Source organism: Stutzerimonas stutzeri, from assembly GCF_000590475.1.
GTDB lineage: Bacteria > Pseudomonadota > Gammaproteobacteria > Pseudomonadales > Pseudomonadaceae > Stutzerimonas > Stutzerimonas stutzeri_D.
In genome coordinates, this window is record NZ_CP007441.1 from 2,955,733 (window position 1) to 2,976,711 (window position 20,979).

Consider the following 20,979-nt stretch of genomic DNA (forward strand, 5'->3'; position numbering starts at 1 on the left):
GGCACTACAGAACAGAAGGATAGATGGGTGTGGTACGCGATGACGTCGCGTTCAGGCAGCTTCGCGGTTTTTTGGCAAGACTTCATCGAGCAACCAGCGGGCGGACCGGCGAGCCTCGGCCTTGTGCTGCAATTCGAGCGCACTGAAGTTGGCCTCGTGGCGGCGCCGCTCGGTTTTGTCCAGCGCCTTCCAGGCGGTGTGTGTCGGCACCTGCTCGGTCGCCTCGAACAGTAACTGGAAAACCTGGCAGCGCGGATCCTGGCCAAGCTTCGAGTCGTAATTATCCAGTAGCACCTTGATCCGAATCGCGCCCTCGATCAGCGATACCTGCTCGTCGAGGAGGCTGCCAGCGAGCACTCGCAGATCCGCCGCAAGCGCGGCATGCTGCTGCGCCTGCATATCGGCGAGTTGCTGCTCCCTTCGCCAAACCCGACGCCATAGATGCAGCGCGTATCCAGCCAATGCGGCGATCAGCAGCAGAGCGGCAACCAGCAACGTTATGGCGAGGGGCGTCATGAGCGGATCAGGCTCCGTGGCACTTCTTGAATTTTTTCTGGCTTCCGCACGGGCACGGGTCGTTGCGGCCGACATCCTTCAGCGGATTTCGAACCGGGTCGTGGCTATGATTGCAGTGCGGTCCGTGTACATGAGGGGCATGGTCGTGATCGTGGTCGTGACTGCAATCAGGGCCGTGCACATGGGTGTCTTGGTTCATCGATGTCGCTCACTCCGGGATAAAGTTGCCGGGGATTATCTCGCCATTGGTAGCAATGTGCACGCGTCGCCCCAGCATCAGGCCCGTTTTCAGCTCGCCTTCCAGACGATAGGCAATCGGACGGTCCGGCTTTTCCAGCAAACGCACGATGTACTTCATATGCCGCCACAGGTTGGTGTAAACCGGCACTTCGTAATACTCGAAGCCATGCGCCGGGACGGTTGTCCAACCACTGGACTCACCACTCGCCAGCTCGATGTCGTTGAGGTGGACGGTATAAACGAGGCCGCGCACCGGCAAACTCTGCTCATTGGGATTGTCGATGCGAAAACGCAGCATAAACTGCTGTTCGAGGAGCCTCGCCTTGATGATCTCGACATCGGTGAGCCGGACGCCAGGATCCTGGAAATCACTGCTGAACCAGGTCGAACAACCCGCAAGGCCAGACAGCAACCCCAGCAAAACCACTGCTCTCGATATTCTTCTTATAGGTGCGTGGCAAAGCATTCCGGTACTCCAAAGGACGGCCAAGTGTAGCAAGCGGCAGATTGCCTGCAATGGGTTGTTTGGCGAAATTAACGCGTCCCTGCTACGTCTTTGCGACCGCTCTCATTGCGGCCCACGGAAACTGCTAGCGCCTTCCCATCGCAGCGGCATCGCTTTGCCGAGCCGCAGCGAACCGCGTCCGCTTTTTCTCAACCTGCAAGCGCACGCGCCAGCACCGCCCGTGTCTTGACGATTCCTTCAGCCAGCGCGGCCTCGATTTCCGCCATGGTGATGATGCCTGAGGTTTTACCGGCGGCCGGGTTGACCACCAACGCCAGGCAGGCATACGGCAGCTCGAGTTCGCGGGCGAGGACCGCCTCGGGCATGCCGGTCATTCCGACAATATCGCAGCCATCGCGCTCCATCCTGGCGATCTCGGCGACTGTCTCCAGCCTCGGTCCCTGGGTGCAGCCATAAACGCCATGACTGCTGAACAGATAACCTTCGGCTGCCAGGCCGGCAATCAGGCGTTTGCGCAGCGTTTCGTCGTAGGGGTAGCTGAAGTCGACATGGGTGACATGCTCGATGTCGCCTTCGAAGAAGGTGTGCTCGCGACCGTGGGTGTAATCGATCAGCTGGTGCGGTACACACAGGTGGCCAGCGCCCATCGCCGAATGAATGCCGCCGACCGCATTCACAGCGATAATCGCCTGCGCGCCGGCCTTCTTCAGCGCCCACAGGTTGGCACGATAGTTCACCTGGTGCGGCGGGATGCGGTGCGGATGGCCGTGACGGGCGAGAAACAGCACCTCTCGACCCGCATAGGTGCCGCGCAGAATGTCTGCCGACGGCGCGCCATAGGGCGTTTCCATCGGCACCGCTTCATCCAGGGTGAGCCCAGGCAGCTCCGTGAGCCCGGTGCCGCCGATAATGGCGTGGACAGTCATTTTGGTTTCCTTGGTCAAACGATCAAATCGGCGGCTTTGAGGGCAGCGACAGATGTGCGCCAGCGCGGATCCTGCTTGTATTCCAGCGAGCCCGACGCACGGCGGCGCATCTTCGCCAGCGCCGGTGATGGCTGTGCGTTGAGTCGCTGCAGCGCTGACAGCGCCAACTCGGCCGCTCCTCTGTCGTTGCATACCAAGCCCATATCGCAGCCGGCGATCAACGCAGCCTCGATCCGGCTTGCCGCATCGCCAGCGACATGCGCGCCGGCCATCGACAGGTCATCGCTGAAGATCAAGCCGCGAAAGGCCAGTTCCTTACGCAGAATGTCCTGCAGCCAGCGTCGAGAGAAGCCGGCCGGCTTGTCATCCACCTGGGGGTAAATCACATGCGCAGGCATTACCGCATCGAGCTCGCTCGCCAGACGCTGGAACGGAACCAGGTCACCACGACGTAGCTCGTCCAGCCCGCGCTCATCGACGGGGATCGCTACATGGGAATCCGCCTCGGCCCAGCCGTGGCCTGGGAAGTGCTTGCCGGTTGCAGCCATCCCGGCGCGGTGCATGCCTTTGATAAATGCCCCGGCCAGCTCGGTGGCTCGCTGTGGGTCCCCTTCGAACGCGCGGGTGCCCACCACGGCGCTGCGCTGGTGATCGAGGTCGAGCACCGGCGCGAAGCTGAAATCCAGTCCAACCGCCAACACTTCCGTGGCCATCACCCAGCCGCAGGCTTCTGCCAGCGCCTGCGCATCAGCGCGCAACGCGAATTCGCGCATCGCCGGCAAGCGAATGAAGTCGCGCCGCAGCCGCTGAACGCGTCCGCCCTCCTGATCGACTGCCAGCAAGATGTCGGGGCGTACGGCCCGGATCGCGCGACACAGTTCTTCCACCTGCCGCAGGTTTTCGATATTGCGAGCAAACAGAATCAGCCCGCCAACTTCCGGCTGCCGCAGCAACTGACGATCCTCGGCGGTCAGCCAGGTGCCGGCGATGTCCAGCATCAATGAACCTTGCATGATAGTGAGCAGATCCTTAATTCAGCGTTGCGCTCGACCAATCCGGACAGGCCGCTTCGCCTATCTGCACGGCGCAGCCAGCCGCCACCCGCGGGAAAAGATCGAGCAAGTCGGCATTACGCAGCCTGATACAGCCATGGGAAAGCGGCTCGCCCATGGGCTCTGGATCAGGCGTGCCATGCAAATAGATATAACGACGGAAAGTGTCAACCGCACCCATGCGGTTGAATCCAGGCTCGCAGCCGCTGAGCCAGAGAATTCGGCTCAGGATCCAGTCGCGACCGGGAAACCGGTCGTGTAATTCCTGGGTCCAGACTTCGCCGGTCCATCGACGGCCCCGCAGAACGGCCCCGCACGGCAATCCCTCGCCTATACGCGCGCGTACCTGGTGGCGGCCACGTGGTGTGCAGCCGGATCCGTTGCGCTCACCGACACCGTTACGAGCGGTTGAGATCGGCAGCCGGACGCACAGCCTGTCACCGGAGAACCCGTAGAGCAGCTGGTCGGCAATGGAAATATGGATGAAATCGAGATTGAGCATAGACGGCAAGCTTAGCCGATCAACCCCTGACCATGCACCTCAACCCTTGGCGGGCATTGCTAACGCGTTACGTCGGGCGATCGGATGCGCCTTCACCAGGCCCGGATCCTCCACGCCCGAATCGGCCCGCATACCAGCCGCGAGAAACGGGACCATCATACGCATGACCTGTTCGATAGAGGTTTTGGCCCCGAAATCGTTTTCGGCGATGGCCCGCAGCGCCTTGATGCCCGACATGCTGAACGCTGCGGCGCCGAGCATGAAGTGCACACGCCAGAACAACTCGATCGGGGGAATGGACGGGGCGGCCTCATGCACCCGAAGCATGTAACGGCGGAAGACCTTGCCGTACATGTCTTCAAGATAACGACGCAGGTGGCCCTGGCTCTGGCTGAAGGAAAGGCCCAACAGGCGCATGAAGATCGATAGGTCGTCACCGCTGCGTGGCGTTACAGCGAGCGCCTGTTCAACCAGAATCTCCAGCAGTTCCTCGAGATTCTCCTTTCTGTCGGACTCGGCCTCGCGCCTGTCCAGCTCACGCTCGAGGCTTATGCAGAACGGCCCGAGAAACCGCGAGAAGACCGCCTGGATAAGCGCTTTTTTCGAACCGAAGTGATAGTTCACCGCTGCCAGATTCACCCCGGCCTTGCTGGTGATCAAGCGCAACGAAGTCTCGGCGAAGCCTTTCTCAGCGAACAGCTGTTCTGCTGCATCAAGAATACGCTCCACTGTTTCAGACTGCGCCATGCCACCTCCCCTGACAAACACTCGTTTGAAACTTACGTTTCAACCTAACTCAAGTCAACCAACAAAGTGGCTGGACGCTCTTTTGGCTCTCCCAAAGCTTGCACCAAGCTGGCCCAGCCCTCAACCAAACAAAGATTGCCAAGCACTAAGCACTGTATATAATCCCAGTCACTGTATAAAAGAACAGAGACCGCTCATGATCAAGCTGACCCCACGCCAGTCGGAAATTCTCGCTTTCATCAAGCGCTGCCTGGAAGACAACGGCTATCCGCCGACCCGTGCGGAGATTGCTCAGGAGCTGGGTTTCAAATCGCCCAATGCTGCCGAAGAGCACCTCAAGGCGCTGTCCCGTAAAGGCGCTATTGAGATGACGCCCGGCGCTTCGCGCGGGATACGTATTCCCGGTTTCGAACCGGCAGCCGAAGAAAGTGGCCTGCCTGTTATCGGTCGAGTCGCTGCCGGCGCGCCGATTCTTGCGCAACAACATGTCGAAGAGTCTTGCCAGATCAACCCTTCATTCTTTCAGCCCAAGGCCGATTACCTATTGCGCGTTCGAGGAATGAGCATGAAGGACATCGGCATATTCGATGGCGACTTGCTTGCGGTGCATACCACACGTGAGGCGCGCAACGGGCAGGTGGTGGTGGCACGCATCGATGATGAGGTCACGGTAAAGCGCTTCAAACGTGAAGGTAGCAAGGTCTGGTTACTTGCCGAGAATCCGGAATTCGCTCCGATTGAAATCGACCTTGAGCAGCAAGAACTGATTATCGAGGGTCTGAGCGTCGGCGTGATTCGCCGCTAACAGGCCGCTGCATACGTGGGTAAGGCAGGTAAGACCAAGCTGTTTTTAACGAATTGGTAACGCAGGTAGTCTTTCAGCCTGCTAAGGAGAGGTTTATGCAGTACCAACCCCAACCCATCGCAGGCCAGGCACCCCAGCTTTCGTTGTTCGAAGGGCTGATTGCGCATCGTCTGGCACCATTTGCAAATATGGCCAGCACCCCGCAACCCGCCGAAGATTGCCTGAGCGAAATGACGCTGAGCGGCAGTGGCGATCACTGCCGCCTGCTGCTTGCGCCGATCCTGCGCGAATTCAGCGAGGCGGTCGATACGCGCTGGCTGACTCTGATTGCTCCACCTGCCTCGCTTTCGCAAAGCTGGCTACGAGAAGCCGGACTCAACCGTGACCGCATTCTTTTATTACAGGCCCGCGAGACGCAGGCCACCCTTGAATTGGCGTGCAAAGCGCTGATGTCAGGCTGCAGCCATACGGTGATCACCTGGTTCCCACGCCTCGACAAGGCCAGTCGGCTGAAGCTTCGCGTGGCGGCCGCTCAGGGTAACGCCCAAAGCTTGAACATACGGCTGGGCTAAGCAATCCCGAACCACTCGGCATATGGATGTGCCGAAACCCACCCAACGCCGCAAACCATTGAACACCCCGCCCCTCAATGCAGTACGCGTGGACCTTCCTCTTCCCGCTCGAACTCTCCCTCCGACACTCGCCCCGCCATCTGCACACCGATGTTGAACATCGCCTTGGCAATTTCTACATGCTGACCTTGCAGGAATACCTTGGCATCGTCCGAGAAGTCCAACGTGACCAGTACGCCTTCATCCTCAGCACGGCGCAAAACGATACTGCCGTCGGGTAGCTCGACGATTTCCAAAAAAGACGTTGGCATGAATCTGCTCCCCGTTAAACGGCGCATTGTACCAGCCGACTGCCCCGTAGGCAGCCTTGGCATTTCCAGGCAAGGACTGCGTCGCACAGCGAAGGGTGGCAGCATGCGGTAATGGCACAGTACGATGCGCCATCTATCCCGGACCCGGCAGCAGAATGACCGCAAGAACCCTGCTACTGACAGCGCTGGCCATGCTCGCCTTCGCGGGTAATTCGCTGCTTTGCCGGGCGGCGTTGCGCGACAGCCAGATCGATCCCGCCAGTTTCACTGCGCTGCGCCTGTTCGCTGGCGCGCTGGTGTTGTGGTTGCTGCTGCTTACACGCAAGCGGTCCGCCACCGTGGGTGGCAACTGGGCCGGCGCCCTCTCCCTTTTTATATATGCCGCGGCATTCTCCTACGCCTATTTGCACCTCGATGCTGGCGCTGGCGCGCTGCTGCTGTTCGGCGCCGTGCAATTGAGCATGGTCACCTGGGGGCTGATCAGGGGGGAACGCTTGCATCGCTTGCAGTGGGTCGGTCTGGTGCTGGCGGCGGCAGGGCTGGTCGCCCTTCTCCTACCTGGCACGAGCATACCGTCACTGTCGGCGTCTTTTCTAATGGTGCTGGCAGGCATCGCCTGGGGCGCGTATTCGCTACTGGGAAAAGGAACGCCCGATCCGCTCGCCGCGACTGCCGGTAATTTCATCCGAACGTTGCCCATCGTGGTCATGCTGTGCCTGCTGGCGTTAGGCTCGCTCGAGTGGGACAGCGCCGGCGTGCTGTATGCACTGTTATCCGGAGGACTCACCTCTGGTATCGGCTACGCCATCTGGTATGCGGCAATGCCCGGACTGGCCGCCATACAGGCGGCCAGCGTGCAACTGAGCGTACCGCTTCTCACCGCGCTGGCAGGAAGCCTGCTGCTGGGCGAAACCTTGACAGGCAGATTGATACTGGTCGGGGTCGCAATCCTGGGCGGCATTGCCCTGGTCTTGCGGTACAAGCACCGGGCGTGAATGCCAAGCCCAGCATGCTGCCGGCTAGTCGCCTACCACTCGGTAAGCGACTCGCGAAAGCGTAAAGCCAGCTCCTTCAGGTTGCCTCGCCAGGCCTCCACCTCATCGCGCGCCAGCGCGGGCACCTCTTCTTCCACGCTGACCGCCTCGATTAAGGCCATGGTTGGATCGGTCTTGGCCTTGGCCGGCGCACGTGGCGGCTCGAACAGCGCGGCATAGGCCTTCAGTAACTGGGCAAGCCAGGTTTCCGAGTGCTCGGCCAGTTCGATCAGCTCGGCTAACTCCGGGCTCGGCGATGCGCTGTTCGGCGAACGCACCAGCAGCATCTCCACCCGAGGTGCACTGGCGCCGGGCAATCGGTAATAACCGGCAATTTCGTGGCATAACCCCAGCAACGCGCCGTAGAGATGAAAAAGGCAGGCCTCTCGCTCTGCCTGGATCAGGCCCGGCGCATTCATCGCGCCTTTTTCCTCGGCCCGTCGCCAGCTCTCGAGCGCTAGACCTGCGAAATAAATCTTCTGGTTGGTTCGGGTGTACAGCTCATGAGCCATGGCGATGCTCTCCCAGGCGTTGAACGTGACGGATCAGAGCCGTCCGGCTCCGACCCAACGCTGCGCTTACTTACCGGTGCTCTTGTCTTCGACCTTCCATTTGCCGCCGTCGAAGAAGGCTTTCCAGCCGGTCGGTTTACCGTTGATCTCGGTCTGCACGTACTGCTCCTTAGTCTTTCGACTGAAGCGGATCACGGCTGGACGGCCCTCTGTATCTTTCTGCGGTGCACTCAACAGGAAGTGATATTTCGGATCGATCTCATCCTTGTGCGGAATCAGTTCCTGCACCAGCGGCGCACGAGTCTCGCGATTCTTCGGAAACTGGCTGGCGGCCAGAAACAGTCCGGATGCACCGTCGCGCAACACATAAGTGTCGTCGACCTTTTCGCACTTGAGCTCGGGCATTTTCACCGCGTCCATCTTTGGCGGCGCTGCCTCGCCGCTCCTGAGGAGCTTGCGTGTGTTCTTGCACTCGGCGTTTGTACAGCCGAAGAACTTGCCGAAACGGCCAGTCTTCAATTGCATTTCACTGCCACACTTGTCGCACTCCAGGCTCGGGCCTTCATAACCCTTGATGCGGTATTGACCTTCTTCGATCTCATAGCCGCTGCAATCCGGGTTGTTGCCGCAGATGTGGAGTTTGCGAGTTTCGTCCAACAGATAAGCGTCCATCGCCGTGCTGCAGATGGGGCAGCGATGCTTGCCAAGCAGCACGCGTGATTCGGACTCACCCTCGTCGTCAGCGGCAATCTCGTCGCCGGGAATTAGGTTTACGGTGGACTTGCAGCGCTCTTTCGGCGGCAGGCTGTAACCGGAGCACCCAAGGAACACGCCCGTGGAGGCTGTACGAATCATCATCGGCCGACCGCAGACCTTGCAGGGAATATCGGTCAAGGTCGGCTGATTGGCGCGCATGCCGTTGTCGCTGGCCTCGGCAACGTCGAGCTTCTTCCTGAAGTCGCCATAGAACTCGTCGAGCACGTGTTTCCACTCGCGCTCGCCTTGAGCGACGTCGTCGAGGTTTTCTTCCATGCCAGCGGTGAAGCCATAGTCCATCAGGTTGTTGAAGCTTTCCGAGAGACGTTCGGTGACGATGTCGCCCATCTTCTCCGAATAGAACCGGCGGTTGTGCAGGGAAACGTAGCCACGATCCTGGATCGTGGAAATGATTGCCGCGTAGGTCGACGGGCGACCGATACCGCGTTTTTCCATTTCCTTGACCAGGCTCGCTTCGGAGTAGCGCGCCGGCGGCTTGGTGAAGTGCTGGCTCGGATCGAGCTTGATCAACTTCATCCCGTCGCCCTTGTTCATCTCGGGCAGCACGTCATCCTCACCGCTCTTGCTCTGCTGCGGCATGACTTTGGTGTAACCATCGAACTTGAGGATGCGACCCTTGGCGCGCAGCTCGAAGCTGCCTGCGGTGACGGTCACGCTGGTAGATAGATACTGCGCCGGAGGCATCTGGCAGGCCACGAACTGGCGCCAGATGAGATCGTAAAGACGCTCAGCATCGCGCTCCATGCCGGACAGCTGCGTCGGGCGCAGATTGACGTCGGACGGGCGAATCGCCTCGTGAGCCTCCTGGGCGCCCTCTTTGCTCGAATAGAAGTTGGGCTTCTCCGGCAGGTACTTGTTGCCGAATTCATCTTCGATGAAGCCGCGCACCATGCTCAAAGCATCGGCCGAGAGGTTGGTCGAGTCGGTACGCATGTAGGTGATGTAGCCGGCCTCGTAGAGTCGCTGGGCCATCATCATGGTCTTCTTCACGCCGAAGCCAAGACGATTGCTCGCCGCCTGCTGCAGGGTCGACGTGATGAAAGGAGCCGAGGGTTTGCTGCTGGTCGGCTTGTCCTCGCGCTTGGTCACGCTGTAGCTGGCGTCCTTTAGCTGCTCCAGCGCGGCCATGGCATGGCCTTCATTCAGCGGTTTGAACGCCTCGCCATTCTCGCGCGCTACCTCGAAGCGCACCTTGGCCTTCTCGGCAGTGGCGAGGTCCGCATGGACTTCCCAGTATTCTTCTGGAACGAAGGCGCGGATTTCCCGCTCACGCTCGACGACCAGTTTCACCGCAACCGACTGCACACGGCCGGCGGACAAACCGCGGGCGATCTTCTGCCACAGCAGCGGCGAGACCATGTAACCCACGACCCGATCGAGAAAGCGCCGCGCCTGCTGCGCATTGACTCGGTTGATGTCCAGCTCGCCTGGCTTGGAAAACGCTTCCTGGATTGCCTTCTTGGTGATTTCGTTGAACACCACGCGCTTGTAGCGGCTGTCGTCACCACCAATGGATTCACGCAGGTGCCAGGCGATGGCCTCCCCCTCTCTGTCCAAGTCGGTCGCGAGATAGATGGTGTCGGCTTCCTTGGCCAGACGACGTAATTCGTCGATGACCTTTTCCTTGCCCGGCAGAATCTCGTACTTAGCCTTCCAGCCGTGCTCGGGGTCGATACCCATACGGGTGAAGAGCTGACGCTTGGCCTTTTCCTTCGGCGAAAGCGCAGGCGCTTCAGCCGCCACCGCCTTGCCACGCTTAGCCGGCTCGCGAGCTGCGGAACCGCTGGTAGGAAGGTCGCGGATATGGCCGATACTCGACTTCACCACGTACTGGTTGCCCAAATACTTGTTGATTGTCTTGGCCTTGGCCGGTGATTCCACGATGACCAGCGATTTACCCATGGAGAGGAGAGTTCCTGAATCGAGAGATGAACTGAGAAATAGTGAACTGACAGTAGCCGAGCGCCACAAACGACGCTCAATCTGCCAGAGAGTAGCGAAGCAGCCCTTTTACCGGACTGCAAAGAGCATTCAATTGCTCCGGAAAACTTTCATACCCCACGCAGCGACCTGTTTGCATGCGCAGGTTTTTATGTCCGGACCCAAATGCAATCCCTTTCACTCGGTCCGAAAGCACCGCTATATATAGTGGCGACAGAGCCGAGGTCAAGCGCAAGGGTTAAGCCAGCGTGCCCGGAGAACGCTCAAAAACGACTGGGTTCGGCTTCGATCAGGGCGAAACGGGGAAGGGTTTCGCCGTCGACCTCAACCGTTTCGGTAAACATCGAGAGCGGACGCACCCAAAGCCCGAGATCCCCGTACAACGCCTGGTAGAAGACCACCTGCTCTTCCGTTTCGGAATGGCGGGCAACCGCATATACCCGATATTCGGGTCCTTTGTAGTGACGATAACGGCCTGGCGTGACCTGCATCTCGACTGCCCCTAAAAAAGTTCGTACCCATCAAAATGAAAACCGGGGCACGTGGCCCCGGTTTCCGTGTCACCGAACAGCTTAGACGCGTTCGAACACCGTAGAGATACCTTGACCCAGACCGATGCACATCGTGGCCACGCCCAGGGTACCGCCGTTCTGCTTCATCACATTCAGCAGAGTGCCGGAAATACGAGCTCCAGAGCAACCGAACGGATGACCCAACGCGATGGCGCCGCCATGCAAATTGACCTTCTGCTCCATCTTGTCGAGCAGCTTGAGATCCTTCAACACCGGCAGTGCCTGAGCAGCGAAGGCTTCGTTGAGCTCGACATAGTCGATGTCATCCATGGTCAGACCGGCACGCTTGAGCGCTTTCTGGGTCGCAGGCACCGGACCGTAGCCCATGATTGCCGGATCGACGCCAGCTAAGGCCATGGAACGGATCACAGCCATCGGCTGAATGCCCAGGTCCTGAGCCCGCTGCGCCGACATGACGATCATGCAGGAGGCACCATCGGTGATCTGCGAGGAAGTACCCGCCGTCACGGTGCCGCCCTTGGGGTTGAATGCCGGCTTCAGCGCCGCCAGGCTCTCGAGCGTGGTTTCCGAGCGAATGGTTTCGTCGAAGTCGAAGACCTTGAGGAAACCGTTCTCGTCGTACCCTTCCATCGGGATGATTTCATCCTTGAACAGGCCATCAACGGTCGCCTTGTGCGCCAGACGATGCGAACGCTCACCGAAGGCATCCTGCTGCTCGCGAGTGATGCCATGCATCTTGCCCAGCATTTCGGCGGTCAGGCCCATCATGCCGGACGCCTTGGCGGCATACAGCGACAGCTGCGGGTTCGGATCGACCCCGTGCATCATGCCGACGTGGCCCATGTGCTCGACACCACCAACGACGAACACATCACCGTTGCCGGTCATGATCGCCTGCGCGGCAGTATGCAGCGCGCTCATCGACGAACCACACAGGCGGCTGACGGTCTGCGCGGCACTGGTGTGGGGGATACGGGTCATCAGGGATGCCATGCGGGCGACGTTCCAGCCCTGTTCCAGGGTCTGGTTTACGCAGCCCCAGATAACATCTTCCACTTCGGCCGGGTCGACCTTGGAGTTGCGTGCCAGCAAGCCATCGATCAAATGCGCAGACATGCTCTCGGCGCGGGTATTACGGTGCATGCCGCCCTTGGAACGACCCATCGGGGTACGGCCGAAGTCGACAATGACGACGTCTCTCGGATTAAGGCTCATATTCTCTTTTCCCTCAATTAACCGTAGAAGCGCTGGCCGTTGGCAGCCATATCACGCAGCTTCGCAGTCGGGTGGTACAGCGGACCCAGGTCGGCATACTTGTCGGCCATGGCCACGAACTCGGCAACACCGATCGAATCGATGTAGCGCAGCGCACCACCGCGGAAAGGTGGGAAGCCGATGCCGTAGATCAGGCCCATATCGGCCTCGGCAGCGGTTTCGACAATGTTGTCTTCAAGGCAGCGGACGGTTTCCAGGCACAGCGGGATCATCATGTAGTTGATGATGTCCTCGTCGGACAGCTCGCGGGTCTCGCTGACGACAGGCTTGAGCAGCTCGTAGGACTGCGGATCGACCACCTTCTTCGGCTTGCCCTTGTTGTCCATCTCATAGACGTAGAAGCCTTTGCCGTTCTTCTGACCGAGGCGGTTGGCGTCATACATGACATCGACGGCCGTACGGGTGTCGTCCTTCATGCGATCCGGGAAGCCTTCGGCCATGACGTCACGGCCGTGGTGGCCAGTGTCCATGCCAACGACGTCCATCAGGTAGGCCGGGCCCATCGGCCAGCCGAACTTCTCCATCACCTTGTCGGCGCGAACGAAATCGACACCATGGGCGATGGCCCGGGCGAAGCCGCCGAAGTAAGGGAACAGCACGCGGTTAACCAGGAAGCCTGGGCAGTCATTGACGACGACCGGGCTCTTGCCCATCTTCTTGGCGTAGGCGACGGTGGTAGCAATCGCGGTTTCGCTGGTTTTCTCACCGCGAATCACTTCCACCAGCGGCATCATGTGCACCGGGTTGAAGAAGTGCATGCCGCAGAAGTTTTCCGGGCGCTTGAGCGCCTGGGCCAAATGGCTGATGGAAATGGTCGAAGTGTTGGAGGCGATGATCGTGTCATCACGCACCAGGCCTTCGACTTCCGCCAGCACTGACTGCTTGATTTTCGGGTTCTCGACCACCGCCTCGACCACGATGTCGACGTGACCGAAGTCACCGTAGGACATGGTTGGGCGAATGGCATTCAGCGCTTCAGCCATTTTCGCCGGGGTCAGGCGGCCCTTCTCGACACGCTTGCCGAGCAGCTTGGAGGCCTCGTTCAGGCCCATCTGGATGCCGTCTTCACGGATATCCTTCATCAGGATCGGCGTGCCTTTGACGGCCGACTGATAGGCAATGCCGCCGCCCATGATGCCTGCACCGAGCACAGCAGCCAGCTTCACGTCACGAGCCTGCTTGTCGTAGGCCTTGGACTTCTTCTTCAGCTCCTGATCGCTCAGGAACAGACCGACCAGGCTCTGCGCCACGGAGGTCTTGGCCAGCTTGACGAAGCCGGCGGCCTCGACTTCGATGGCCTTGTCGCGACCGAAGTTGGCGGCCTTCTGAATGGTCTTGATCGCTTCGACCGGGGCCGGGTAGTTCGGGCCTGCCTGACCGGCCACGAAACCCTTGGCGGTTTCGAACGCCATCATCTGCTCGATAGCGTTGAGCTTGAGCTTGTCCAGCTTCGGCTGACGCTTGGCCTTGTAGTCCAGCTCGCCAGCGATGGCGCGTTTGACCAGATCCAGCGCAGCGGCCTGCAGCTGATCAGGAGCAACCACGGCATCGACGGCGCGAACCTTGAGCGCGTCTTCGGCGCGGTTTTCCTTACCTGATGCAATCCACTCGACGGCGTTATCAACGCCGATCAGGCGCGGCAGACGGACGGTGCCACCGAAGCCCGGGTAGATTCCCAGTTTGACTTCCGGCAGGCCGACCTTGGCGACGGTGGACATGACGCGGTAATCAGCGGCCATGCACATCTCGAAGCCACCACCGAGGGCGATGCCATTGATGGCAGCGACGGTCGGGACGCCGAGGTCTTCGAAATCACTGAAGATCTTGTTGGCTTCGAGGTTGCCGGCTACCAGCTCCTCGTCGGACAGCTTGAAGTTGTCGACGAACTCGGTGATGTCGGCGCCGACGATGAACACGTCCTTGCCGCTGGTAACGATGACGCCCTTGACCGAAGCGTCGGCCTTGATGGCGTCGACGGCCTGGCGCAGGTCGTTGAGGGTGAGGCGATTGAACTTGTTGACGGACTCACCCTTGAGGTCGAAATTCAATTCGACGATGCCGCTCTCAAGAGCCTTAACCGTGATGGCTTTACCTTCGTAAATCATCAACTGATCTCCACGGTATGGAAGCTGAACGTTACGTGTCACGTCACCGGCCCGAAGACCGTCACCAATTGGTGAAACGACACCCACCGACACGATAAACCGGGCTGACGGCATTTGCGTGGCAAACGCTCGATTCATACGCCCGTTTGATTTGGGTGAGCACACCTTCATCGAAAAGCGACCGGTTGTCAATCGGCTGACCAATCGGATAGCGGCGCTCACTCGCGACGAGACCGATAAGCCTAGCCAAGCACCGCGATGTTGCGCTCAGAGGTCTCGAATTTATTCATCGACAACCATTCAGCCTGATGATTGCCGCCACGTGGCCGATGAACCCATGCCGCCCTGCACCGTCACACACTGACGAGGCACCTTGTACAATCGGCGCCTGCCCCCAACCTCGTTCAGCTGCGCCAGATCGCGGCCTCAGGAGTTATGCATGTCTGCCCCGATTGCCCGTGTCGCTACAGGCCAGGATCCTTATAAATGGCTGGAGAACCGTGACGCCTCCGAGGTGCTCGATTACCTGAAAGCGGAAAATGCTTATCTGGACCAGCAACTGGCGGATCAGGCCGGGTTGCGCGAAACGCTCTTCCAGGAGATTAAGGGACGCATCCGCGAGACAGACCTGTCGCTGCCTTCGCCCTGGGGGCCCTGGCTCTACTACCAGCGCACCACAGCAGGAGATGAATACCCTCGTCATTACCGATGCCCGCGGCCGACGGATGGCTCGTTCATGGCGGATGACAATGCCGAGCAACTGCTACTCGACCCTAATGAACTGGCCGCGGGCGGGTTCTTGTCGCTCGGCGCCTTCAGCGTCAGCCAGGACCACAGCAAGTTGGCCTACAGTCTCGACACCCAGGGCGACGAGATTTACCGACTATTCGTCAAAGACCTGACCACGGGTGAGGTGACTGCCCTGCTCTTCGAGAACTGCGATGGCAGCATGACGTGGGCTAACGACAACCAGACCCTGTTTTTCGGCGAACTCGACGACACCCACCGACCGCACAAGATCTACCGCCACTGCCTGGGTAGTAGCGACCGCAGCGAGGTCTATCACGACCCGGACGGCCGCTATTTCGTCCACTGCTACCGCGCCAGTTCGGAACGCCAACTGGTGATCCTGTCCAACAGCAAGACCACCAGCGAAGCCTGGGTGCTGTCGGCCGACGAGCCTAAGGGCGAATGGATCTGCTTGGCGCCGCGTCAGGACGATCACGAATACTTTCCCGATCATGGACTGCTCGACGGACAATGGTGTTGGCTGATACGCAGCAACCAGGCCGGCATCAATTTCGCGCTTTACCAGGCCCCCGAGCACACGCCGCAGCGCGACCACTGGCAGGAGCTGATCGGCCATCGCGACGCGGTGATGCTCGAAGACGTCAGCCTGAACGCCAGTGCAGTCACACTGAGCCTGCGTGAAGCTGGGTTACCGATCATTGAGGTGCGCCCAACAGCTGGCGCGCCCTACCGGTTGCAGCTGCCCGACGCCGCCTACAGCTTGCACGTGCATAACACGCTCGAGTTCGACAGCCCGGTGATCCGCCTGCGCTACGAAGCGCTGAATCGCCCCGCGCAGATTCGCCAGTTGAACCTGGCCAACGGCGAACAGAAGGTCCTCAAGGAAACGCCGGTTGAAGGTCCCTTCGATGCTGATGCCTATGAGAGCCGACGTATCTGGGCAATCGCTGCCGCCGGTGCACAGGTGCCGATCAGTCTGGTCGGTCGTCATGAGAGCTTCGGCAAGCCCGCGCCGCTCTACCTGTACGGCTACGGCGCCTACGGCCATAGTCTCGACCCCTGGTTCTCTCATGCACGCCTATCACTGCTAGACCGAGGCTTCATCTTCGCCATCGCCCACGTACGCGGCGGCGGCGACCTTGGCGAGGCCTGGTACCGCGCCGGCAAACTGGAGCACAAACCGAACACCTTCAACGACTTCATCGCCTGCGCCGAAAAGCTGGTTGCCGACGGCCATACCGAGCCGGCCCGACTCGCCGTCAGCGGCGGCAGTGCTGGCGGCCTGCTGATCGGTGCCGTGCTCAACCTACGGCCGGACCTGTTTGGCGCCGCGGTCGCCGAAGTGCCCTTCGTCGACGTGCTGAACACCATGCTCAACGCCGACCTGCCGCTGACGGTGACCGAATACGACGAATGGGGCGATCCGAACCAGCCCGACGTGCATGCGCGCATCAAGGCTTACGCACCCTATGAAAACGTGCGTCCTCAGCCTTACCCGGCAATTCTCGCTGTGGCCGGCTACAACGACAGCCGCGTACAGTACTGGGAAGCCGCCAAGTGGGTGGCCAAGCTGCGCGCCAGCAAGACTGACGACAAGCTCCTGCTGCTCAAGACCGAATTCGGTGCCGGGCACGGCGGTATGAGCGGCCGTTACCAGGCGCTTAAGGATGTTGCGCTGGAGTACGCGTTCGTCCTCAAAGTCTTCGGCATGGCAGATCGATAGGCGGGCTGCTCGTTCTGGCGTAGCCGATGAACATCCAGGCGCGGGTGCCGTTCGCCGACTTGCGGTCGGAACGGCACCTGCGTGCCGCGGTCACTTCTCATACCACTGTTTGGAGTGATAACGCATGAACAGGACATCGCAGAACGTGCATGGCTGGGAGCGCGCCGCATCGATCATCGGCGGGCTGTACTTCGTCGGCAAAGGCCTCGGCCGGGGCGGCTTAGGCGGGCTGGTTCAGCTGGCGATGGGAGGCATGGCCCTGACGCGCGGCTTCACCGGACACTGCGAAGCCAAGCGCGTGCTCTGCGAAGTGAGCGAGCAAGCCAATATGGCCGAAGGCAACTCCCGAAGCATGCCACTTGAGCGCAGTGAAGCCGACGATGCGCGCCTGAAAGCAAACGCCCAGGCGGCCACCGGCACGGCTACCGTGACCGGTAACGACTCGCTCAACAACCCACCAGCCGGCGTCTGATCGAGCGTTCGCTAGGCAACTAAATCGCAGCGACCCCGCCTCTGCGAAGACATGTTTCGCGACGAAACGGACTGACGGACAACCTCGAAGCAAGCTTCGCCCTGGGGCGGGCCTTCCAAAAGCCAAGGCTGACACCGAGCCGCTTTCGTAGGAGGCGCGACCCGCGGCGAAATGGACCGTCGATAGCCTCAAAGCAAAGGCTTCGCCTCGAAGCGGGCCTCTCAAAAAGCCAAAGCCAAAGCTCCGCCCGGCGGGCCTTCTACAGCAACGCAGCAAACCCATTCAGCCGCGGGGCACTACAATCAGCCCGGCGCGCTCGCCGATCGAGACGTCGGCCAGTGGAAACAGGATATGCGCGCCCGCCTCTTCGACGACCCAGCGAACACCGCCTTCGTCTTCTGCCAGCAGCGTACCGAGTGGTAACGCGGTGAAATTCTCGATATCGGTCGGTAGGCGCAGGACGAACTGTTCGCTGCGTTTGATGATCTCCCGCACCAGCCGAAACTTCATCAAGGGTCGTGGCGGCTTTGTCTGCACAGGCTCAGTCGCCTCGATCCAATGCCGGGCGGCCCGCAGAAAGTCACCAAGACAATCAGGCCAGACGCTGCCAGGCGCCTCGGCCAACTCTACGGTGAAAGCCTCGGCACCGTGACAAGTTGCGGTGTGGGCGCTGAAGGTAGCGGAGGATTGTTCTTGCAGCAGCACCGCATCGACCGCCGAGTACTGAAGACGCATCAGGCTTTCAGGAGAAACTTTTCTGTCGGCCACCCACGGGCAGATCGCGAATTGCAGCAGCTTCGAAGCACGCATGGCCGAGTGCAGGTCGTAGTGCCAGCGGCGACGACCCGGCTCGCGGAAGAATCCCGCCACCAGTGCTTCGAGCTGCGATGCACGGCGAGCCTCGTCAGTGGAGCCGTTAGCATGTTTGCCACAGAAAAGCCGATTCAGATCCTGACCGGCCCGGCGCACGCCCTGACGCATCGCGGGCGGATTACAGAACAGCAGCAACAGCCGGGCACGAGGGCGGATTTCGCCGCATCCGATCGCTTGTGTCAGACGATCGAGCAGTTCGATCGGGACGACCTCGCAGCCGTGCACGCCGGCGGAAAACACGAGATCCAGCCCCGCGTCTTGACCGTCCGCCGGCGTGACCTCAAGCACGCCTTCGCCCAGCCATTGCAGCTTGGCACCGTCGGCGGTGAATTGGATCTTTTCCAGCGGCTCACGTCCGGCCAGTGTCAGCTCGAGCAGGCGACCCAGCGTCAGCACGTCGGAGCCGTTAATGCTCGTGGTCGCAGTCCGGCCCGTGTACGTGATCATCATCGGCGGACTCGACCGGCTCCATCTCCAGCTCCAGACTAACGAGGTTGGTGGCCAGCGGACGCAGCAGCAGGTTGGCGTATTCGGTGTCGCCATCTTCTACATCGACTCCGATCATCAGCTGGTTGTTGCCGACCTGTTGTATCCAGACTTCCCGGCCCTGCCACATCACGGCAAAACGGGTGCAGGACGTCTCCAGCTGGGTGCCGTCTACGTCTTCCAGGATCAGTTGCAGACTATCGCTCATGTCAGATTCCTAATGAATAAAGTAAGCAGGACAGGCAACTGCCCTGCCGAGAGTAAGGCCTGCGCCTCAGGCCTGGGCCAGTTTTGCAGCAGCATGCTCGAAGCGTGCAAGGCCTTCCGCAATGTCAGCTTCTTCAATGATCAGGCTCGGCGCCAGACGGATCACATCGGGTCCGGCCTGCAAAATCATCAGGGCTTCTCGTTCAGCCGCATCGAAGATCTCTCGCGCGCGCCCTTTCCATGCATCGTCCAGCACGCAGCCAATCAGCATGCCCATGCCGCGCACTTGACCGAACAGCCCGTAACGCTGCCCGATTTCCAGCAGCCCGTGCTTGAAACGTTCGTGCCGGTCCTTGACCCCGTTCAGCACCTCGGGCGTATTGACGATATCGACCACTGCTTCAGCCACGGCGCACGCCAGCGGGTTACCGCCGTAAGTGGTGCCGTGGGTGCCAACGCTAAAATGGGCTGCAATCTCATCGGTGGTCAGCATCAAGCCGATCGGAAACCCACCACCGAGGCTCTTGGCGTTGGTCAGGATGTCTGGCGTGACACCATAGTTCATGTAGGCAAACAGCTCACCGGTGCGACCCATGCCTGTCTGAACCTCATCGAAGATCAGCAAGGCGTTGTGCTGGTCGCACAGCTTGCGTGCACCTTCCAAATACGCCTGCTCAGCCGGCAGAACGCCGCTTTCACCCTGGATCGGCTCCAGCACCACGGCACAGGTTTTGTCCGAAATCGCAGCAGAGAGCGCATCGAGATCGTTGTACGGAACGTGGCTGATGCCTTGAATTTTCGGCCCGAAGCCGTCGGAATATTTCGGCTGGCCACCTACGGTCACCGTAAATAACGTGCGGCCGTGAAAACTATTAACCGCCGAGATGATCTCGTTTTTTTCCGGCCCATGGTTGTCGTGAGCATAGCGGCGAGCCAGCTTGAAAGCCGCTTCGTTGGCTTCGGCGCCAGAGTTGCAGAAAAACGCCCGGTCGGCGAAGGTTGCGGCCGTGAGCTTCTTTGCCAGACGCAGCGCCGGCTCATTGGTAAAAATATTGGAGATGTGCCAAAGCTTGCCAGCCTGTTCGGTCAGCGCGGCCACCAATGCCGGATGAGCGTGGCCGAGCACATTGACGGCAATGCCACCGGTGAAGTCGATCAGCTCTCGCCCGCTTTGATCCCATACTCGCGAACCCTCGCCGCGCACGGGGATGAAAGCGGCGGGTGCGAAAGTGGGAACAATGACCTGGTCGAAATCAGCGCGTTCTACCGGGGTGTGCGGGGCGGACATCAGGACTCTCCTGCGATGCGACACGAATAGGAAATAAAACGCCCCACCATGGCGGGGCGTTGCATTCGCAGTTTAAACGCAGCCCGCCGGGAATGGGCGGTCCGGTGAAAATTCTCTTCAGGGCGCGACCGAGTGCTGCTGGTCCAGCTCGATTGCCCGATCCAGAGTTTCGAGCAAGGCCTTGCGCGCCTTTAGCTTGGTATTCTTGTGCGCCGTCATGTTGATCTTTTTCAACTGAACGGCGATCGCCTTGGCCACGTCGATCAGTTCACCGGCCGGCACGATTTTGTCGAGGAAACCTGCCTCGAGCGCTGCCTGCGGATTGAAAATTTCGCCGTTGATTACCGAACGCTGGAACGCGGGTTTGGTCAGGCGATCCCGTGCGATTTCGATGCCTGAATGATGCATCGTCATACCGATCTGGACTTCGTTGAGGCCAATATTGAACGCACCTTCGACGCCAATGCGGTAATCGGCCGAGAGCAGGAGAAACGCACCCTTGGCGATAGCGTGGCCTGGACAGGCAACGATGATAGGGAACGGGTGAGCGAGCATCCGTCGGCTGAACGTCGAACCGACGGACACCAGGGCGATCGCGTTTTCCGGGCTCGAGGTCATCACCTTGAGGTCATAGCCGCCGGACAGAATCCCCGGCTGGCCGGTGAGAATCATCACGGCGCGGTCCTGCTCGGCGCGATCGAATGCGGCATTGAGCGCGTCGAATACAGCGGGAGACAACGCGTTGACCTTGCCGTTGTTCAGGGCCAGCGTGGCGATGCCGTCTTCGAGTTCGTAAGAAACCAGATCACTCATGACGAATATTCCTTGTTAGAAGTCCGCAGACGTTACTCAGCGCGACCCGCGAG

At 60.2% G+C, this 20,979-nt stretch carries 22 protein-coding genes; 5 read left to right on the top strand and 17 right to left on the bottom strand.

Annotation, left to right across the window (positions count from 1 at the left end; all coding sequences use genetic code 11):
• Nucleotides 1-51 precede the first annotated feature (51 nt).
• The 7 genes from CH92_RS13455 to CH92_RS13485 all read right to left on the bottom strand — a co-directional run bounded on the left by CH92_RS13455 (nt 52) and on the right by CH92_RS13485 (nt 4,449).
• Nucleotides 52-516 carry a DUF2489 domain-containing protein gene (locus tag CH92_RS13455; RefSeq protein ID WP_025242290.1) on the bottom strand — a complete coding sequence of 155 codons (465 nt, stop codon included), beginning with the start codon at nt 514-516 and terminating at the stop codon, nt 52-54.
• Between the two features lie 7 nt (nt 517-523).
• A complete protein-coding gene (locus CH92_RS21685) occupies nt 524-715 on the bottom strand; it encodes an SEC-C metal-binding domain-containing protein (protein WP_025242291.1) in 192 nt (63 codons plus the stop codon).
• A gap of 9 nt (nt 716-724) precedes the next feature.
• Nucleotides 725-1,222, bottom strand: coding sequence for an LEA type 2 family protein (locus CH92_RS13465; protein ID WP_025242292.1), 498 nt, complete (start codon nt 1,220-1,222; stop codon nt 725-727).
• Between the two features lie 188 nt (nt 1,223-1,410).
• A complete protein-coding gene (locus CH92_RS13470) occupies nt 1,411-2,148 on the bottom strand; it encodes an S-methyl-5'-thioinosine phosphorylase (RefSeq protein WP_025242293.1) in 738 nt (245 codons plus the stop codon).
• 14 nt (nt 2,149-2,162) lie between these two features.
• A complete protein-coding gene (gene nagZ / locus CH92_RS13475; RefSeq protein WP_025242294.1) occupies nt 2,163-3,161 on the bottom strand; it encodes a beta-N-acetylhexosaminidase in 999 nt (332 codons plus the stop codon).
• Between the two features lie 16 nt (nt 3,162-3,177).
• Nucleotides 3,178-3,702, bottom strand: coding sequence for a L,D-transpeptidase (locus tag CH92_RS13480; protein WP_025242295.1), 525 nt, complete (start codon nt 3,700-3,702; stop codon nt 3,178-3,180).
• A 39-nt stretch (nt 3,703-3,741) separates the two neighbouring features.
• Complete coding sequence (locus CH92_RS13485; RefSeq protein ID WP_025242296.1) at nt 3,742-4,449, bottom strand: TetR/AcrR family transcriptional regulator; 708 nt, start codon at nt 4,447-4,449, stop codon at nt 3,742-3,744.
• 196 nt (nt 4,450-4,645) lie between these two features.
• Here CH92_RS13485 and lexA point away from each other — a divergent pair, with 196 nt between their 5' ends.
• Nucleotides 4,646-5,254, top strand: coding sequence for a transcriptional repressor LexA (gene lexA, locus CH92_RS13490; protein WP_025242297.1), 609 nt, complete (start codon nt 4,646-4,648; stop codon nt 5,252-5,254).
• 95 nt (nt 5,255-5,349) lie between these two features.
• A complete protein-coding gene (gene sulA, locus CH92_RS13495) occupies nt 5,350-5,826 on the top strand; it encodes an SOS-induced cell division inhibitor SulA (protein ID WP_025242298.1) in 477 nt (158 codons plus the stop codon).
• Between the two features lie 74 nt (nt 5,827-5,900).
• Here the strand turns inward: sulA and CH92_RS13500 are convergent, their stop codons facing one another.
• Nucleotides 5,901-6,137 (bottom strand): hypothetical protein, encoded by a 237-nt coding sequence (locus tag CH92_RS13500; RefSeq protein WP_025242299.1) that lies wholly within the window; start codon nt 6,135-6,137, stop codon nt 5,901-5,903.
• 155 nt (nt 6,138-6,292) lie between these two features.
• On the opposite strand from CH92_RS13500, the gene CH92_RS13505 reads away from it, so the two are divergent.
• Nucleotides 6,293-7,132 (top strand): DMT family transporter, encoded by an 840-nt coding sequence (locus CH92_RS13505; RefSeq protein ID WP_025242300.1) that lies wholly within the window; start codon nt 6,293-6,295, stop codon nt 7,130-7,132.
• 32 nt (nt 7,133-7,164) lie between these two features.
• On the opposite strand, the gene CH92_RS13510 is transcribed toward CH92_RS13505, so the two are convergent.
• From CH92_RS13510 to fadB, 5 genes are all read right to left on the bottom strand, one after another.
• Complete coding sequence (locus CH92_RS13510) at nt 7,165-7,683, bottom strand: DUF6586 family protein (RefSeq protein WP_025242301.1); 519 nt, start codon at nt 7,681-7,683, stop codon at nt 7,165-7,167.
• Between the two features lie 66 nt (nt 7,684-7,749).
• The gene (gene topA, locus CH92_RS13515) at nt 7,750-10,362 is read right to left on the bottom strand and encodes a type I DNA topoisomerase (protein ID WP_025242302.1); all 2,613 of its coding nucleotides are present in this window, start codon (nt 10,360-10,362) and stop codon (nt 7,750-7,752) included.
• Nucleotides 10,363-10,664: 302 nt separating this feature from the next.
• Complete coding sequence (locus CH92_RS13520; protein WP_025242303.1) at nt 10,665-10,892, bottom strand: DUF1653 domain-containing protein; 228 nt, start codon at nt 10,890-10,892, stop codon at nt 10,665-10,667.
• 81 nt (nt 10,893-10,973) lie between these two features.
• A complete protein-coding gene (gene fadA / locus CH92_RS13525; protein ID WP_025242304.1) occupies nt 10,974-12,149 on the bottom strand; it encodes an acetyl-CoA C-acyltransferase FadA in 1,176 nt (391 codons plus the stop codon).
• Between the two features lie 17 nt (nt 12,150-12,166).
• The gene (gene fadB, locus CH92_RS13530) at nt 12,167-14,314 is read right to left on the bottom strand and encodes a fatty acid oxidation complex subunit alpha FadB (RefSeq protein WP_025242305.1); all 2,148 of its coding nucleotides are present in this window, start codon (nt 14,312-14,314) and stop codon (nt 12,167-12,169) included.
• Nucleotides 14,315-14,753: 439 nt separating this feature from the next.
• On the opposite strand from fadB, the gene CH92_RS13535 reads away from it, so the two are divergent.
• Both CH92_RS13535 and CH92_RS13540 read left to right on the top strand, forming a co-directional pair.
• Entirely contained in the window at nt 14,754-16,787 is a 2,034-nt protein-coding gene (locus tag CH92_RS13535; RefSeq protein ID WP_025242306.1) for a S9 family peptidase, read from the top strand.
• A 124-nt stretch (nt 16,788-16,911) separates the two neighbouring features.
• Entirely contained in the window at nt 16,912-17,259 is a 348-nt protein-coding gene (locus CH92_RS13540) for a YgaP family membrane protein (RefSeq protein ID WP_025242307.1), read from the top strand.
• Nucleotides 17,260-17,541: 282 nt separating this feature from the next.
• Here CH92_RS13540 and CH92_RS13545 read toward each other — a convergent pair whose 3' ends face one another.
• From CH92_RS13545 to CH92_RS13560, 4 genes are all read right to left on the bottom strand, one after another.
• Nucleotides 17,542-18,528: a succinylglutamate desuccinylase gene (locus CH92_RS13545; protein WP_025242308.1), complete on the bottom strand. Its 987-nt coding sequence runs from the start codon at nt 18,526-18,528 to the stop codon at nt 17,542-17,544.
• 10 nt (nt 18,529-18,538) lie between these two features.
• A complete protein-coding gene (locus tag CH92_RS13550; protein WP_025242309.1) occupies nt 18,539-18,826 on the bottom strand; it encodes a topoisomerase II in 288 nt (95 codons plus the stop codon).
• A 66-nt stretch (nt 18,827-18,892) separates the two neighbouring features.
• Nucleotides 18,893-20,113 (bottom strand): aspartate aminotransferase family protein, encoded by a 1,221-nt coding sequence (locus CH92_RS13555; protein WP_025242310.1) that lies wholly within the window; start codon nt 20,111-20,113, stop codon nt 18,893-18,895.
• 117 nt (nt 20,114-20,230) lie between these two features.
• Nucleotides 20,231-20,926, bottom strand: a complete 696-nt coding sequence (locus CH92_RS13560; RefSeq protein WP_025242311.1) for a crotonase/enoyl-CoA hydratase family protein — start codon at nt 20,924-20,926, stop codon at nt 20,231-20,233.
• Nucleotides 20,927-20,979 lie beyond the last annotated feature (53 nt).